Origin of the sequence: Paraburkholderia sp., from assembly GCF_036488795.1 — a bacterium.
GTDB lineage: Bacteria > Pseudomonadota > Gammaproteobacteria > Burkholderiales > Burkholderiaceae > Paraburkholderia.
Map to the genome: position 1 here is coordinate 46230 of NZ_DASXHA010000166.1, position 15936 is coordinate 62165.

General features: G+C 62.2%; 13 protein-coding genes, 1 tRNA gene and 1 pseudogene. 13 read left to right on the forward strand and 2 right to left on the reverse strand.

Translation table 11 applies throughout. The features are described 5' to 3' along the window. Positions 1-35 precede the first annotated feature (35 nt). Both VGH41_RS23985 and VGH41_RS23990 read left to right on the forward strand, forming a co-directional pair. On the forward strand, positions 36-869 hold the full coding sequence (locus tag VGH41_RS23985; RefSeq protein WP_331600142.1) for an EI24 domain-containing protein: 834 nt from the start codon (positions 36-38) through the stop codon (positions 867-869). Positions 870-888: 19 nt separating this feature from the next. Next, complete coding sequence (locus VGH41_RS23990) at positions 889-1722, forward strand: competence/damage-inducible protein A (RefSeq protein WP_331600143.1); 834 nt, start codon at positions 889-891, stop codon at positions 1720-1722. A gap of 139 nt (positions 1723-1861) precedes the next feature. On the opposite strand, the gene VGH41_RS23995 is transcribed toward VGH41_RS23990, so the two are convergent. Next, positions 1862-2326, reverse strand: a complete 465-nt coding sequence (locus VGH41_RS23995; protein ID WP_331600144.1) for a rhodanese-like domain-containing protein — start codon at positions 2324-2326, stop codon at positions 1862-1864. A gap of 444 nt (positions 2327-2770) precedes the next feature. Between VGH41_RS23995 and glnA the strand changes: the two genes are divergently transcribed. The 4 genes from glnA to VGH41_RS24015 all read left to right on the forward strand — a co-directional run bounded on the left by glnA (position 2771) and on the right by VGH41_RS24015 (position 9312). Further along, on the forward strand, positions 2771-4186 hold the full coding sequence (gene glnA, locus VGH41_RS24000) for a type I glutamate--ammonia ligase (protein WP_331600145.1): 1416 nt from the start codon (positions 2771-2773) through the stop codon (positions 4184-4186). 185 nt (positions 4187-4371) lie between these two features. After that, positions 4372-5514, forward strand: a complete 1143-nt coding sequence (gene glnL, locus VGH41_RS24005) for a nitrogen regulation protein NR(II) (protein ID WP_331600146.1) — start codon at positions 4372-4374, stop codon at positions 5512-5514. Between the two features lie 33 nt (positions 5515-5547). Beyond that, positions 5548-7062 (forward strand): nitrogen regulation protein NR(I), encoded by a 1515-nt coding sequence (gene ntrC / locus VGH41_RS24010; RefSeq protein WP_331600147.1) that lies wholly within the window; start codon positions 5548-5550, stop codon positions 7060-7062. Between the two features lie 120 nt (positions 7063-7182). Continuing rightward, entirely contained in the window at positions 7183-9312 is a 2130-nt protein-coding gene (locus tag VGH41_RS24015) for a prolyl oligopeptidase family serine peptidase (RefSeq protein ID WP_331600148.1), read from the forward strand. Between the two features lie 39 nt (positions 9313-9351). Here VGH41_RS24015 and xth read toward each other — a convergent pair whose 3' ends face one another. Then, positions 9352-10128 carry an exodeoxyribonuclease III gene (gene xth / locus VGH41_RS24020; RefSeq protein WP_331600149.1) on the reverse strand — a complete coding sequence of 259 codons (777 nt, stop codon included), beginning with the start codon at positions 10126-10128 and terminating at the stop codon, positions 9352-9354. A 218-nt stretch (positions 10129-10346) separates the two neighbouring features. Between xth and VGH41_RS24025 the strand changes: the two genes are divergently transcribed. From VGH41_RS24025 to VGH41_RS24055, 7 genes and pseudogenes are all read left to right on the forward strand, one after another. Beyond that, positions 10347-10676, forward strand: coding sequence for a hypothetical protein (locus VGH41_RS24025; protein ID WP_331600150.1), 330 nt, complete (start codon positions 10347-10349; stop codon positions 10674-10676). Between the two features lie 200 nt (positions 10677-10876). Beyond that, positions 10877-11716, forward strand: a complete 840-nt coding sequence (locus VGH41_RS24030) for a hypothetical protein (protein WP_331600151.1) — start codon at positions 10877-10879, stop codon at positions 11714-11716. A 90-nt stretch (positions 11717-11806) separates the two neighbouring features. Beyond that, positions 11807-12094, forward strand: coding sequence for a hypothetical protein (locus VGH41_RS24035; RefSeq protein ID WP_331600152.1), 288 nt, complete (start codon positions 11807-11809; stop codon positions 12092-12094). 68 nt (positions 12095-12162) lie between these two features. After that, positions 12163-12239, forward strand: a tRNA-Met gene (locus tag VGH41_RS24040). Between the two features lie 621 nt (positions 12240-12860). Beyond that, a complete protein-coding gene (locus VGH41_RS24045) occupies positions 12861-14759 on the forward strand; it encodes a potassium transporter Kup (RefSeq protein WP_331600153.1) in 1899 nt (632 codons plus the stop codon). Positions 14760-15578: 819 nt separating this feature from the next. Then, a complete protein-coding gene (locus tag VGH41_RS24050; RefSeq protein ID WP_331600154.1) occupies positions 15579-15728 on the forward strand; it encodes a hypothetical protein in 150 nt (49 codons plus the stop codon). Between the two features lie 63 nt (positions 15729-15791). After that, positions 15792-15936: pseudogene (locus tag VGH41_RS24055) on the forward strand (ABC transporter permease); the annotation flags it as partial.

Genomic DNA, 15936 nt, shown 5'->3' on the forward strand with positions numbered 1-15936 from the left:
TTGTCCAACCGTTTCGTTCACTTGCACTGGCTCGCATGAATGATTTGTTGCGCTCGTTCGGGCGCGCGCTGGCAAGCGCGCTCCACCCGCGCATGCTCTGGCTGACTTTTGTGCCGTTTTTCGCGGCGACGGTCGTGTGGGGCGTGATCCTGTGGTTTTCCTGGCAGACGCTGATCGGCACCACGCGCGTGTGGCTCGAAAGCTGGTCGTTTACGACGACGCTGTATCACCTGTTCGACTGGCTCGGATTTTCGTCGCTGCATGCGGCGCTTGCGCCGTTCATTGTGATTGCCATGGCGATTCCGCTGATCGTGATGACCGTCCTGATGCTGATCGCGACCCTATCCATGCCGGGCGTGATCCGCCATCTGTCGGCGCGGCAGTTTGCCAGCCTGGAAATGCGTCGCGGCGGAACGTGGTACGGTAGTCTCGCGCAGGCACTGTGGACCACGCTCGTCTGTCTGGTGCTGCTGATCGTCACGCTGCCGCTTTGGCTGATTCCGCCGTTTTTCGCGCTGATTCCGCCACTGCTATGGGGCTGGCTCACTTACCGCGTCATGACGTACGACGCGCTCGCGCTACATGCGAGCCGTGACGAGCGGCGCGAGCTGGTGCGCCGCTACCGTTTGCCGCTGCTGCTGATCGGCGTGGCGAGCGGCTTGCTCGGCTCGCTGCCGACGCTGCTATGGGCGTCGTCGGTCTGGCTGATCGTGTTGTTTCCGGTGATCACCGCGGCGACGATCTGGATCTATGCATTCATCCTGGTCTTTTCGGCGCTGTGGTTCGGCTATTACTGTCTGCGCGCGCTGCAGCGCATGCGCGCCGAAGAAAGCGGCGCGCGGCACGTGGCGCCGGTGGTTCCTTACTGAATTTATCTGAGAGGCCGCAATGGCATTTGGCGTCATCATCATAGGCGACGAAATCCTGTCGGGCAGGCGGGTCGACAAGCATCTGCCCAAGGTCATTCAACTGCTGACCGCACGCGGGTTGTCGCTTGGCTGGGCGGAGTACATTGGCGACGATCCTGAGCGCATCACCGCGACCCTGCGCCGCACGCTCGCCTCGGGCGATATCGTGTTTTCGACGGGCGGCATCGGTGCGACACCGGACGATCACACGCGGCAATGCGCCGCTGCGGCGCTCGACGTGCCGCTCGAACTGCACCCGGAAGCGGCGGAGCTGATCCGCGAGCGGATTCGCGACATGCATCCGGCCAACTCGCCGACTCCGCTCGACATCGATTCGCCCGAGAACCGTCACCGCCTCAACATGGGCACGTATCCGCGCGGCGCGTCGATCATCCCGAACGGCTACAACAAGATTCCGGGCTTCTCGGTTGGCGATCACCATTTCGTGCCGGGCTTCCCGGTGATGGCATGGCCAATGATCGAGTGGGTGCTGGATACGCGCTACGCGCATCTGCATCACGCCATGCCGCATGCGGAAAAGTCGCTGCTGGTATTCGAATTGCCGGAATCGACGCTGACGCCGCTGATGGAGAAGATCGAGCACGACTTCCCGGGCGTCCGCGTGTTCAGCTTGCCGAGTGTGGGAGACGCGGAGCGGGGCGGTATCTATGCGCGCCGCCACATCGATCTCGGCGTGAAGGGTGAGCCGGAAGCTGTCGCCGCAGCGTTCGTGAAGCTGCGTGAGGGGGTGCATCTGCTAGGCGGCGACATTATCGAACACGAGACGCCGGCCCCGGAAAAGCCGCGTAACTGATCCGCCAGGCAAGACCGCGGCCCCGGAAGTTCGCGCGCCGTGAGCGCGCGGCGCGCAGCACTGCATCATTGTCCTGTCACATCCCGCGCCGACGATGCAGTCAATGCGTCGCCGGCGTGCGGCTCAGGTTCGGGGAAACTCAGGCCCCAATCCACGGCAACCCACGGAAGCACCAGCCCGAGACCATCTTGCGATGCCCCTGGCCGTCCTTGTCGCCTTCAAAACCTTCCAGCAGGTCGAACGCCTTCGCGAAGCCCGCTTGTGTGGCGGCGATCGCCGCCAGTTTGGAGCGCGCCGCGCTGCGGCACAGGAACAGCACCGGCGTATCGGGTGTCGCCACCTGGCTCAGTTGCGCGAGGAATTCCTGATTCGGCACCGCGCCCGGATAGCGCGTCCATTCGACATGCGCGTACTGTCCGTCGCCGATCACCGGCCGGCCCACCCAGTCGAGTTCCGCGCGAGTGCGCACGTCGACGAGGCGGGTACGCGGGTCGAGTTGGAGAAGCTCGAAGGCCTCGGCGGGCGATACCGCGCCCGCGTAGGGCAGCTGGTTGTCGAGACGGCGCTTTTCGGCCTGCGCGTACAACTGTTCGAGCGTACTCATGACAGCAAATCTCCTTCGGACCAAATGACCATTCTAGCGCGAGCGCTCCGTCATGCGTGCTGCACGCCGCGACCCGCGAGTTCACGAAGCGCGCACGAGGAAATGCCCCGAAAAGGTGCGGTGCTGGTCGAATGCCCCATGATAGGGATTTCCAAAGAGGGGCATCCGGCGATTGCACTATCATGGTGCCACGGGTGGGGCAAACAGGGTCCGTTCACGTTTGTAAGGGTGCGCGGATTCCCCGTCAACGCGCGTGAGAACAGGCTTTGCGCCGCCTTGGCGCATACATGGCATGGAAGCTGCTTATTTGGTGCCGATCGATCGGTCGGGCAGTTTTCGGGGTTCGCTTGCGCATGAATGAAATGCGAGGTAGACGTGCCGCGACGGGTCAGCTAGATTTGGGCGGCGGCTAAATCCGCCAATTCGTTAATCAGGAGATAGGTTATGAGTAAATCCGTGGCCGACGTCATGCAAATCGTCAAGGACGAGGACGTCAAGTTTGTCGACTTCCGTTTCACCGACACGCGCGGTAAAGAGCAACACGTTTCGGTGCCGGTGTCGGCATTCGACGAAGACAAGTTCGAGAGCGGCCATGCGTTTGACGGTTCTTCGATTGCCGGCTGGAAAGGCATCGAGGCGTCGGACATGCTGCTCGTGCCGGACACCAATACGGCCTTCATCGACCCGTTCTATGAAGAGTCGACCCTCGTGCTGACTTGCGACGTCGTCGAACCGGCTGACGGCAAGGGCTACGAGCGCGACCCGCGTTCGCTGGCAAAGCGTGCAGAAGCCTATCTGAAGAGCTCGGGCCTCGGCGACACCGCGTTCTTCGGTCCGGAACCGGAATTCTTCATTTTCGACTCGGTCCAGTGGAACACGGACATGTCGGGTTGCTTCGTGAAGATCGGTTCGGAAGAAGCACCGTGGTCCTCGGGCAAGGAATTCGAAGGCGGCAACACGGGTCACCGTCCGGGTCTGAAGGGCGGCTATTTCCCGGTCGCACCGGTGGATTCGTTCCAGGACATCCGTTCGGAAATGTGTCTGCTGCTCGAACAGATCGGCATCCCGGTTGAAGTGCATCACCACGAAGTGGCAGGCCAGGGCCAGAACGAGATCGGCACGAAGTTCTCGACGCTGGTTCAACGCGCTGACTGGACGCAGCAACTGAAGTACATCGTGCACAACGTGGCGCACACGTACGGCAAGACGGCGACCTTCATGCCGAAGCCGGTGGTCGGCGACAACGGTTCGGGCATGCACGTTCACCAGTCCATCTGGAAGGACGGTCAGAACCTGTTCGCAGGCAACGGCTACGCCGGCCTGTCGGAATTCGCACTGTTCTACATTGGCGGCATCATCAAGCACGCTCGCGCGCTCAACGCCATCACCAACCCGACGACGAACTCGTACAAGCGTCTCGTGCCGCACTTCGAAGCACCGGTCAAGCTCGCTTACTCGGCGCGCAACCGTTCGGCATCGATCCGTATTCCGCACGTGAGCAACCCGAAGGGCCGCCGTATCGAAACGCGCGTCCCGGATCCGATGGCCAACCCGTACCTGTGCTTCTCGGCACTGATGATGGCGGGTCTGGACGGCGTGCAGAACAAGATCCATCCGGGCGAAGCAGCCGACAAGAACCTGTACGACCTGCCGCCGGAAGAGGATGCAAAGATCCCGACCGTGTGTGCCGGGCTCGACCAGGCGCTGGAAGCCCTGCACACCGACCGCGAGTTCCTGACGCGCGGTGGCGTGTTCACGGATTCGATGATCGACGCTTACCTGGAACTGAAGGAAGCCGAACTGCAACGCGTGCGTATGACCACGCACCCGGTCGAGTTCGAACTGTACTACTCGCTGTAAGCGGCGATGGCGCTTCGCCCCGCAGTTGTGGCGAAGCGCACGTCCGACGCGCGTGACTGATCAACGGGTCACACAGGGACGGCGGCGCCGTCCCTTTTTTGTTAGGCCTTATGCAACGTTTGCGCGGCAGTTTGCAACGCGCGGACGTTTGCTGACTCACCATCTCTCATCGGCCAGACTGCAAGATGGTTTTGAAGAATCTGATCAAAGCAAGAAAAGGTCATGCCGAGCCGCTGTCGGAAAACGCGCAGCTCGTCGAATCCGGTCTGCTGACAGGCTTCGAGGCATTGCCCACCGTTGTCCTCGTGCTCGACAAGCGCACCCTGCGGGTCGCGTTTGCGAACCCGTCCGCGGAGTCGATGCTCGATCTGTCGCGCCGGCAACTCACGCAAATGGCGTGGCCGGATATCTTTACCAACGCGGACGAATTGCTGGCGACCATCGCGGCAATCGCCGAACACCGTTTTCACGCCACCCACCTCGACGCGGTGCTGGAGCGCCAGGGACACGAACCTTTGCATGTGCATGCGATCGTCGGTTTCCTCGAAGGCGCGCAGGACTACGTGCTGCTGGAGCTCTTCGAAAACGAGCGGCATCTGCGCACCGACCGCGAAGAGCGCATCAACGATCTCACCGCGGTCAACAAGCAACTGATCCGCAATCTCGCGCACGAGATCAAGAATCCGCTCGGCGGCATTCGCGGCGCCGCGCAACTGCTCGAGTTCGAACTCGGTGTGCGCGAACGCGACGAGTTGCGCGAGTACACGCAGGTCATCATCAAGGAATCGGACCGGCTGCAAACGCTGGTGGACCGCTTGCTCGAACCGCACCGTCATCCGCATATCGTCGGTGATGTGAATATCCACGAAGTCTGTGAGCGTGTGCGCGCCGTGATTCTGGCGGAGTTCCCGCGCGGTCTCACGGTCGAACGCGACTACGACGTGAGCGTGCCGGATCTGCGCGGTGACAAGGAACAACTGATTCAGGCGGTCCTCAACATCGTGCGCAATGCGGCGCAGGCATTGCGCGAGCGGATCTCGCAGGGCGACGCGCGCATCGAATTGCGCACGCGCATCGCGCGCAAGATCACGGTTTCAAAACGCTTGTGCAAGCTGGCATTGGACTTGCATATCATCGACAACGGACCTGGCATTCCCGATGAGATTCGCGACCGCATTTTTTATCCGCTCGTTTCGGGGCGTGAAGATGGCAGCGGTCTGGGACTCACACTCGCGCAGACTTTCGTGCAGCAGCACGATGGCCTGATCGAAGTCGAGAGCCGGCCGGGCCACACCGAGTTTCAGATTCTGCTGCCGCTCGACTGCTAATACCACACGCACCTAAAGACTTCTGACGACCATATGAAGCCGATCTGGATAGTAGACGACGATCAATCGATACGCTGGGTGCTAGAAAAAGCCCTTGCCCGTGAGAACTTCGCGACGCGCAGCTTCGCGAACGTGCGCGATGCGGCAGTCGCGCTCGATCACGACAGCCCGCAGGTGCTGGTGTCGGACATCCGCATGCCCGGCGGTTCGGGCCTCGAATTGCTGCAAACGGTGCGCGACAAGGTGCCGGGCTTGCCCGTCATCATCATGACCGCGTTCTCCGATCTCGACAGCGCCGTCGCCGCGTTTCAGGGCGGTGCGTTCGAATACCTCGCCAAGCCGTTCGACGTCGACAAGGCGGTCGAACTGATTCGCCGCGCCGTCGACGAAAGCATGCGCGGCGAGCAAACGTGGGACGAACGGGTCGCCGATGCACCAGAAATGCTCGGCCAGGCCCCCGCGATGCAGGACATGTTTCGCGCGATCGGCCGTCTGTCCCATTCTGCTGCAACCGTGCTCATTACCGGCGAATCAGGCACCGGTAAGGAACTTGTCGCACGTGCGCTGCACCGACATAGCCCACGCGCGAACGGTCCGTTCATTGCGCTGAACACCGCGGCGATTCCGAAAGATCTGCTGGAGTCCGAACTATTCGGCCACGAACGCGGCGCTTTCACCGGCGCGCAGGCCATGCGCCAGGGCCGCTTCGAACAGGCTGAGAACGGCACGCTGTTTCTCGATGAAATCGGCGACATGCCATTCGATCTGCAAACGCGTTTGTTGCGCGTGCTTTCCGATGGCCAGTTCTATCGGGTCGGCGGTCACAATCCGTTGCGCGCGAATGTGCGCGTGATTGCCGCGACGCACCAGAATCTCGAATCGCGCGTGCGGCAAGGTCTGTTCCGCGAAGACCTCTACCACCGCCTCAATGTGATCCGGCTGCGTTTGCCGGCGTTGCGCGAGCGCAGTGAAGACATCCCGTTGCTGACGCGTCACTTCTTGCAGAAGAGTGCGCGCGATCTGGGCGTGGAGCCAAAGCGCGTATCCGAAGAGGCGCTCGCGTATCTTGCCTCATTGCCGTTCCAGGGCAATGTGCGGCAACTGGAGAACCTCGCAAACTGGCTGACCGTGATGGCGCCGGCCCAGACCATCGAAATCAAGGACCTGCCTCCCGATCTGATGCCTGCGCAAGCAGGCGGCGCGGAAATCGCCGCAGGCGGTGCGCTGGGCACGGACCCGGCGAACGGCGGCGTGGGTCAGACCGGCGCAAACGGCGCGGTGTTGAGTCCGCAGGCGCCCTCGCTGCCCGGCATGCCGGCGAGCACGGTGGTCAGCGCATGGGAAAGCGGCCTGCGTACGGAGGTTGCGCGGATGCTGCGTGAAAACGCGGCGGACGTGATGGACGAGCTCGCACGGCGCTTCGAAGCGGCGGTGATTCGCGAAGCGCTCGACTTCACGCGCGGACGCAAGGTCGAAGCGGCCGAACGCCTTGGCATTGGCCGCAATACGATCACGCGCAAGATTCAGGAGCTCAACCTCGAGCCTTGATGCTCGCGCGGTGGTTGCGGTAGCACCGAGTTGACGCGGGGGCGCTGCTGAAAAGCGGCGCCCCCGGTCGTTTGTGGATCACAAGGCATAATTGGCGTTGTTCAGTTACGACGGCCTACCATGCCTCTTTCCGCTTCTCGTGCTTCATCCGCTTCCCGGGCTGTGACATGGCCGCTTTCTCCCGACCCTTTTCTGTCGCTTGAATCGCTTGACGATCCGGCTGTGTTGGCGTGGGTCGAACAGCAGAACGCGCGCACGCGCGCCGCGTGGTGCACCGGGGCGCGCTTTGATTCGCTCACGCAGCGTCTGGCCGCGGCGTATCTGCCGCGTGAGCGGCCGGTGATTCCGGATCGCTGGCAGGAGTGGGCCTATGACCTGTGGCAGGACGAGACCAATCCCAAAGGCATCTGGCGTCGTACGCCGTGGGCGAACTGGCGCAAGGGCACCCATGAATGGCAGAACCTGCTCGATTTCGACGCGCTCGGTGCCGCCGAAAATACGCCGTGGGTCTGTGTCGAACTCGACATCCTCTATCCCGATGGCGATCGTGCTCTGGTGACGTTGTCGCCCGGCGGTTCCGACGCCGTGGTGGTGCGCGAGTTCGATCTCGCTGCGCAGTGCTTTCTCAGCGACGGCTTCGTGGTGCCGAAGGCCGGCAAGCATGCGGTGTCGTGGATCGATCGCGATACGGTCTATGTCGGCTGGGACAAGGGTGGCAAGTCGCTCACGCGCTCCGGCTATCCGCGCGAAGTGCGGCGCTGGACGCGTGGCACCGCGCTCGCCGATGCGCCGGTCGTATTTCGCGGCGAGTTCGACGACATCAGCGTCGACGCGAACTATGACCCGATCGACGTGCGGCATACGGTCACACGCAGCGTCGATTTTTTCGATTCGGACACGTTCTACCTGGATGCCGCCGGCGCATGGCAGCGCTACGACGTGCCATCGCATGTCGGCGTGGGCGGATGGGAAGGGTGGTTGCTGTTCGAGCCGCGCCTCGACTGGGCGTGCGAGGACGCGCACTATCCGGGCGGCTCGTTGCTCGTCATCCGCGAGAGCGACTTTCTCGCAGGCGCACGCCGCTTCGTGCCGCTCTTTACGGCAAACGCGCAGACCTCGGCGTGCGACTGGACGCATACACGGCATCATCTGATCGTCTCGTATCTGGACGATGTGCAGGGCAAGACGGTGCTATGGCAACCGCAGCAGCCGGGCGATGGAGCGTGGACCTGGATCTCGCGCGCGTTCCCCGCGCGCGAAAGCTCGCAGGTGGATGTCTCGCCGATCGAGCCGACTCTCAACGACGAGGTCTATGTCGATGTCGACGATTACCTTTTGCCGCCCGAATACTGGATGGCCGATCTGGCGCGCGACGATCTCGCCGAGTGGGCGTTGCTCGACCGCTGGCCGACGCAGTTCGACGCGGCGCCGTACACCGTGAAGCGAGGCCACGCGCAATCCGCCGACGGTACGCGCGTGCCTTATACGATCGTCGGCCCACGCGCGTTGCTCGATGCGCCAGCGGGTGCGCCAACCAGCCCGCGCCCCTGTCTGCTCACCGGCTACGGCGGTTTCGCGATTCCGCTCACGCCGAGCTACCTGACCGGAACGGCGATCGGCTGGCTGGAGCAGGGCGGGGTGTTCGCGGTGGCGCATATTCGCGGCGGCGGCGAGTTCGGCACCGAGTGGCATCGCGCGGCGCAGGGCGAGCATCGGCAGCGCTCGTTCGACGACTTCATTGCGGTCGCCGAAGCGCTCGTCGCCGCGGGCGTGACCACGCCCGCGCAACTGGGCATCAAGGGCGGCAGCAACGGCGGCCTGCTGGTCGCCGCGTGCATGGTGCAGCGGCCTCACCTGTTCGGCGCGGTGGTGTGCGAAGTGCCCTTGCTCGATATGCGCCGCTATCACCTGTTGCATGCGGGCGCCTCGTGGATCGACGAATACGGTGATCCAGACGAGCCGGACGAGGCGCGCGTGCTGGCCGCTTACTCGCCGTACCATCAGGTGAGCGCGGACGTGGTGTATCCGCCTGTACTGTTTACGACTTCGACGAGCGACGATCGCGTGCATCCCGGTCACGCGCGCAAGATGGTGGCGCGCATGCAGTCGCTGGGTGCGCCACGCGTGTGGTACAGGGAGAACACGGACGGCGGCCATGGCGGCGGCTCCGATGAACTGGAGCAGGCCGTGCATGATGCAATGGAGTACGAGTTCCTGTGGGGCTGCCTCGGTGGTTCGAAGTCCGCGTAGAGGAGACCGAGGGCGCGCAGACGGCGCCCTCGTTGCGCGTTAGTCGATCTGCGCCACCACTGGCGCATGATCCGACGGCTGGTCCCATTTGCGCGGCGTCTTGTCGACGTCACAGAATGTGCAGGCTTGAGCGAGCGGTTTCGACAGCAGGATGTGGTCGATGCGCAGGCCCGCATTGCGGCGAAACGCGAGCATCCGGTAGTCCCACCACGAGAAAATCTTGTCCGGCTGATCGAACAGGCGGAACGCATCCACGAGTCCCAGTCCGACCAGCCGCACGAATTCCGCGCGCTCTTCGGGCGACACGAGATTCTGTCCTTCCCACGCTTTCGGGTCGTGTACATCGCGGTCTTCCGGCGCGATGTTGTAATCGCCGAGCAGCGCGAGCTTCGGGTATTGAGTGAGCTCACCCGCCGCCCAGTCGTGCAACGCAGCAAGCCAGCGCAGCTTGTAGGCGAACTTGTCGGTGCCCGGCGCCTGGCCGTTGGGGAAATAGGCCGAAATGATACGCACGCCTTCGATGGTTGCGGCAATCACGCGCTGTTGCGGATCTTCAAAGCCGGGGATATTGCGCACAACCGTGCTTTCGTCGACGTTCAGGCCCTCGCGCACCAGAATGCCGACACCGTTATATGTTTTTTGCCCGGCAAACCAGCTTCGATAGCCTTTGGCTTCGAGATCGGCGCGCGGGAATTTTTCGTCGGGCAGCTTGAGTTCCTGCAGGCACAGAACGTCGATGTGACTCGTTTCGAGCCAGTCGATCACATGCTGCTGGCGAACTTTCAGCGAATTGACATTCCAGGTGGCGATTTTCATGTGCGGCATCTTTGTTGGGTCGTTGATCGAGATGATAACCGCCCGTTTCCGAATCGAAAAATCCTGCGCGAGGACAACCCGAAGCACGTCGATGCGCGAGCCCCGCCAACCTTGCGGCCCACTTCTCGTTAAACTATCGCCATTTCGGTTGGGGCGCCGCGGTGACGGGACGTCATCGCTTCGACGCAGGGCGGCCCCACTCTCGACAGGATTGAGTCATGAAGCAAGCTGTTGTATCAGCGGCACTGGCCATTTGCCTTGCACAGCCGGCCTCACAGGCGTTGGCGCAAACGGTCAACGATCAATGTTTTGCGCTAGGCGATATTGCGGGGCAGGTGGCCTCGTGGCGGATTCACAAGAAGACCAAGGCGCAAGCGCTGAATCAGGCGGCGCAGTATTACAAGGATGAATCCGACCGTCAGGCGATCGTCGCCATTATCGACAAGGTGTATGACGTCAAAGGCCCGTATACGACGCCGGACAAGGCCAGCATGGACGCCACCGCGGAATGCGCGAACCGGCAAGGCACGCCCGCGGCGCAACAATGAGGCGTGCGTTGCGCAGGTTAAGGCACGAAGAAACTTCGAAGCCCTTATTGTCTTGCGCAACTGAGCACGCCGCCGCCACTTCTCACGCAAGCTCAGGCTTTGCCCGGTTGTGCGGTGCGTTTGTCGCTTCGCTGATAGCATCGTGGTGAAGACCACTCATGCGACTGCAGCGCCCCCAATGCTGTCTGCACCAGACCTCAATGAACGATCGCCAATCTCTGCCCTGGACGCGCCACCTTTCCTCTGATCTGGTGGCGGTCACGCGTCTGATGGAATCCGGCCAGTCCGCGCATCTCGGCTTTGTCGACACCATCGTGCGAGCCGCAGTGGCGCGCAACCGGTTCGTCGCGAGTTCGCTTCTGATGCTGGGCACTCGCGCGCTCGGTAACGATGCAGCGGAGCCGCTCGACGCATCGACGCTGCATGCGTTTGCGGCTGCAATGGAACTCATCGTGCTGTCGCTCGACGGCCACGCGAATCTGCCGGATCAATCGCGCGCGAACCCCGACGAGCCGCTGTTATCGCTCGGCCCGGCGGTCGGCGTGTTGCTGGGCGACCTGCTGTATACGCGCGCGTTTCGTCTGATTGTTCAGACCGGCCATGAGCGCGGTCTCGCCGAGGTGGCGCGCATTACGGAGCGGATGGTGCTCGGCGCCACGTCCGAGCGGTTCCCCGCAGCGGCCGAAACGAACACGCCGACGTCAACGGCGCCGGCAACGCAGAGCGCCACGCTACTGACCGCGACTTACGCGGGATGTGCCTCGCTTGCCGCGCTGTTGGGCGGCGCGACGCCGCAGCAGCATCAATTGCTCGAGCGGCTGGGCACGATGTGCGGGCGTTTGCAAAGCACACAGCCTCACGCTGCCGCTGCCGCTGGCGGTAGCGGTAACGGTAAAGGTACGCACGCTAACGGCAACGCGGCCGACGCAAGCACCTGCAAGGCGCTTGCCGGCGAAATCTTCGAACCGTCCGAGTACCGCGACGATATCTGCGCGCTCGTGGATTTCCTCGCCACTTCGCCTGCGTCGTCCCACCCTTGATAACTCAGGCTGTATGCCAGGAAAATAAATCCCAGGCGGCGTCATGGCGCGGCGTATAGTGGGACGATACTCATGTACCGGGGAAGTGCCATGGCTGAACTCTATCCAGTCCTCTACAAGGACTTTGAAGTGCACCCGCTGGTGTTCTCGCGGGAATTCGACAAGTTCGACGGTCACAAGCGGCACGCCGAAGGTTATGACGTTGCAGTACGCGTGTGCCGCCCGGGTGCGATCAGCGGTTCGAAAGCGAGCCGCGTGTTTCGTCTGGTGCGGCCGGCCACGTTTTCCGATTTCGGCATCGCCAAGCGCAGTGCCAGCCAGTACGGTGCGGACATTATCGACGGCAAGGTGGAAGGCGCATCGGTCGCTGATCTTTGACTTCAGAAAATAATCCGCACCATTGTTTGACGATTCGCCGACATCTCTATACAATCCGTTTTCTCTGACGCGGGGTGGAGCAGTCTGGCAGCTCGTCGGGCTCATAACCCGAAGGTCACAGGTTCAAATCCTGTCCCCGCAACCAAGCATAATGGGAAGCCCGCTGGCGAATGCCACGCGGGCTTTTTCATTTGAGCGTGTGCGTGACGCGATTTCAATGGTGTCGTTTAGCGGGCGCGCATGTCTGGATGCAAACCATTACGTTCTACTGAGATATTCAGTTGTGCCAATTCTCGTGCCCGGTTCGCGTCATGCGGGCTGCGAAACCGCGTCATGGGTTCTGAAAGGAAGCAAAGGTAGTATGCGGCGAAACGGTCGCCTCAGATGCCGTTAGCGCACAATGCGCGACGCTGTGCGGGCCTGGCGGCCACACAGCGCCGTTCCCGCAGCAAGCTTCGTTTCAAGGATCGAGCCATGGATACCTACATTCTGCTGGGCGGCGGTTTTGGCCTGGCACTGCTGATCGCCATCTGGGGAATCTGGAAACTGCGCTAGGCGCCGGACTGTCGATGTGCCGTCGGCCTCACGTGCGCCGGCTTGCGCGCCGACATGCAGGCATCGCGATGCGCAGATTCTGGCAAATTTTCACCGCACTGTATCGAGAAGCTGGTACAAGCTCAACTTCATGCCGGTACGGGCGCCATCATCGCGTTCGGCGCCGGTCCGCTCGCGTGCGCCGTTAATTTCAATTCACTTACGCCATCCTATGTCCTCATCTGCCTCCCGTCACGCCAGCCAGACCGTCGACGCCGCACCCAGTCTCGTGCTGGGCGCGATTGGCGTGGTGTTCGGCGACATCGGCACCAGTCCGCTCTACACATTGCGCGAATGCCTGAAAGCCGCGGGCGGTATTACCCAGCCCAACGTGTTCGGCATTGTGTCGCTGATTCTCTGGTCGATCATCGCGGTGGTGACGCTCAAATATGTGAGCTTCGTGATGCGTGCGGACAACGACGGCGAAGGCGGCATCCTCGCGCTCACCGCATTGGCGTCGCGCGTGGCGCCGGCGCGCGTGAGCAACCTGCTGCTCACGCTCGGCGTATTCGGCGCCGCGATGTTTTACGGCGATTCGATGATCACGCCCGCCATTTCAGTCATCTCGGCGGTAGAAGGCGTCACGCTGGTGGACGCCAAGCTGACCGCGTGGATCGTCCCCATCTCGCTCGTCATTCTCACCGGTCTTTTCAAGCTGCAGAAGCGGGGGACAGGGACGGTCGGCAAGGTATTCGGCCCGATCATGATCCTGTGGTTCCTCACGCTGGCGGCGCTGGGCTTGCTGCACATCGTCGCGGGCCCGGGCATCATCAAGGCGGTGTCGCCGCTGTACGCCGTGGCCTTCGTCAGTCACGCGCCAGGCACGGCCTTCGTGGTGCTGGGTTCGGTGTTCCTCGCGCTGACCGGCGGTGAAGCGCTGTACGCGGACATGGGGCACTTCGGCAAAAAGCCGATTCGCTTTGCGTGGCTCTTTCTTGTGTTGCCGAGCCTCGTGCTCAACTACTTCGGTCAGGCGGCGCTCGTGCTGGCAAGACCTGCTGCCGTGGAGCAACCGTTCTTCGAGTCGGCTCCGGACTGGGCGCTCGTACCGCTCGTGGTGCTGGCGACGGCGGCGACGATCATCGCTTCGCAGGCGGTGATTTCCGGCGCGTTTTCGATGACCAAGCAGGCGGTCCAGCTAGGCTTCTTGCCGCGCATTCCAGTGGTGCACACGTCGACCCACGAGGTCGGGCAGGTCTACGTGCCGTTCATCAACGTGTCGCTGTATGCAGCGGTGGTGTTTCTGGTGGTGTTCTTCAAGTCTTCGGACAATCTGGCGGCGGCCTATGGCATCGCCGTCGCCTCGACGATGCTGCTCACCACGCTGCTGATGTATTTCATCACGCATTCGCTGTGGCACTGGAAGCCGCTCGCGACGCTAGTCGTGATCGGTCCGCTTGCGCTGATCGACGCGGTGTTCGTGTCCAGCAACGTCAGCAAGGTATTCGAGGGCGGCTGGTTTCCGCTGCTGGCCGGTGGCGTGCTGTTCGCGGTGATGACCACCTGGCATCGCGGTCGCGAGGTCGTGGTGGAGCGCATGAAAACCGACAACATTCCGCTCGACGGCCTGATTCACTCGCTGTGCGGCGGCTCGCATGTGCCGCCGCGCGTCGACGGCACGGCAGTATTTCCCGGCGGCGTGGCGGGCATGACACCGTCCGCGTTCATGCACAACCTCAAGCACAACCGCGTGATGCACCGGATCAACATTTTTCTGGCGGGTACGACCGACAACGTGCCGCACGTGCCGGACGATCAGAAGCTGACCGTGCACGATCTGGGCCACGGATGCTATTCGGTTGCGGTGCGCCATGGCTTCATGGAAATACCCAATGTGCCCGCCATCTTGCTGCTGGTCGCGAGGCAGATCCCGGACTGGCAATACGAGCCCGCTGATACTTCGTTCTTTCTCGCTCGCGACACGGTGATTGCCACCGGCGAGAGCAAGGCAATGGCGCTGTGGCGCGAAAAGCTCTTTGCGTTCCTCGGACGCAACGCAGCGCAGGCGGCCGAGTACTACAGTCTGCCCGCGAACCGCGTAGTCGAACTGGGTGGCCAGATCAATCTGTAGGTTCGTGACTGACCTGCACTGGAACGTGATAGCGGTTCTCAGGCCCACGATCGCCTCGTTGCCGATCGGTTGTGGCGGATCGCCTGATGGCCGCTGCCGGCATCGCAAGCAGTGTGTTGCGGCCGCGATTCAACGGAGGGGCGGGCTGTATTCGCGTCACAAGCAACGAGGCAAGCAAAAGAAACATAAAAATGCCGCGAGCAAAAAGGAGTCATGAAACCCGTGAAAGCCCTTCGTTATGCGGGCTCTGCTGAGTGAATCAAGTTGACTTTCTATTATCAGAATGTCTAGAATTCCGCCGTCGTCACAAATGGGGCTGATGCCTTGGACAGTAGCTGTAGTCGATCTTCGACATCTTCGATAGATTTCGCCGCCTGAGCGGCAGGACGTCCGCGCCTCATTCTTCAGCCGCCGTCTTGCCAGCAGGCAGACGGTGCGCGCCGCAGTTTTTTCTCCGTGCACCTTGATTAGCGCCCTATGAACGCAGCGTGCCGCACGTGTTCATCGGGCATCGCGTCGCGAGTGTCCAACTCGCGGCAGCGCTTGAGCGCGCCATTGAATATTTATTCGCCGGCGCGAGCAGGCGCGTGGCTAAACACGCGCGTATTTTTGCCGTTAAAGAGGCAAGCGATACGCCAATGAGTACGCCGACAAGGAGTGTCCCATGCCGGACCCTGATAGTTGTCCCATACGCCGCTACACCTTCCCTTTGTGTGAAGGAAGCGCGTAGATCTCCGTTGCCGCCTCGTTGATGGGAGGCCGCGCCAGGTCTTCGGGCTTCCGCTGAATGGCGTGACGTGTCACGCCCGGAGCAATACCATGAACTTCGGCCTCCTCCTGCCCAATCTGCCGCACGTCCAGCATTCGCACGCTCAGGACGTCCACCCTGATGCCGTGCCTGCGTCGCAGCCGCGCGAAGCCCTCAAGTGGGTCGCGTTCTGGCGCCGCTTCAAATCGCTTGTTTCGTAGTTTTTGTTTTCCAGGCGTGTGGGCTCGCCATGCGTCGAATCATCTCTGACTGGAAGTCGCCTGATGAACTTCAGTTTCGATCTGAAACGTACCGCCAATGCGTCGGCATGGCGTTTGTTACCCAACGGCTGGGACTTCGTCGCCTTTCCGCTGATCATCTGCATGATCGCGATGGCGGCGATCGGCTTTCACCAGACGCTCGCGCCGA